The sequence below is a fragment of the Parendozoicomonas sp. Alg238-R29 genome, from assembly GCF_947331445.1.
GTDB lineage: Bacteria > Pseudomonadota > Gammaproteobacteria > Pseudomonadales > Endozoicomonadaceae > Sansalvadorimonas.
The window spans coordinates 1-1,029 of record NZ_CAMZOG010000230.1; the positions used below are offsets into that span (position 1 = coordinate 1).

Annotated in this window: 1 protein-coding gene; it reads right to left on the bottom strand. The window is 41.2% G+C overall.

What is annotated here, in order from left to right; all coding sequences use genetic code 11:
* Positions 1–255: 255 nt before the first annotated feature.
* Complete coding sequence (locus QMA35_RS21790) at positions 256–468, bottom strand: cold-shock protein (protein ID WP_281649232.1); 213 nt, start codon at positions 466–468, stop codon at positions 256–258.
* Between the last annotated feature and the right edge of the window lie 561 nt (positions 469–1,029).

The following is a 1,029-nucleotide window of genomic DNA, read 5'->3' on the forward strand; positions in this document are numbered from 1 at the left end:
CCATCTCTGCGCAGATAAACCGTTGCGCTGGAATTATCCCAGTCGATATCTATATGGTCGATTACCCAGCCAAGAAATGAGAACATAGGGCGGAGTGAGGGTGTTGCAGACATGTACTGATCCTTCAGTAAAGTTGATCCGTTCAAATCAATCTTTGCCTGAAGGCTATTTCTGTTTCAACCCCTCACTTTCTTCAGCCAACCTGAGAAAGCCCCCTTTTTATGGAAGCCGGTTTTTTAGAATCTGCTCAAGTTTTCAGATGACTTCAATATTCTCAGCCTGAGGGCCTTTTTGGCCTTGAGTCACATTGAACTTTACACGCTGGCCTTCAACCAGAGTACGGAACCCGTTACCAACAATAGCGCGAAAATGGGCAAATACGTCAGGTCCGTTATCCTGCTCGATAAAGCCATATCCCTTGGATTCGTTAAACCACTTTACAGTGCCGGTAGTTTCAGACTCTGCCATCTCAATTTCCTGATTTTCTATTGATTGTTCAGCAAAACATATGGTTACGGTTCATATGATTACTGGGTTAGAGTTTTTCTGTTTTATGAAAGCAAAACGAAGAATAAATTCAAATAACCATTTGATCAACGCCCATGGGTTTAAATGTCTTAATCAACCCAATATTCTGCGCACTTTTTTAAAAACCCAATCTGCTTTCATTTATAAACATGTGCATTTTATTACCCGCTCATAACATCAACCAGCTCTCTGTACCATTCAAGCAAAACATTTACACGATCGTGGAAGAGAATTTGATTTATAACATTTCCTCTACAGAGTCTTAGTCGTAAGATATTGAAATCAGGTCACAAAATGACCCGTTCCTATTCATTCGGAAAGAGCATGTTATGTCATCCGCAGTACAACAGCGCGTTGATTCCATCCGGGAATAGGCTCTGTTCACAATAAATGTGGGTTGAGCCAATGGGACGCTTCCTGATCTAACAAACTCTCTTCTGAGAAGATATGTGTCTTTAAAAATCGCTTCCACCCCAGATAGCGCGATAAATATTTCGTTGC

What these genes read in the sequence shown, in the direction of transcription:
- QMA35_RS21790 (WP_281649232.1), bottom strand. Translation starts at nt 468, where the DNA reads ATGGCAGAGTCTGAAACTACCGGCACTGTAAAGTGGTTTAACGAATCC.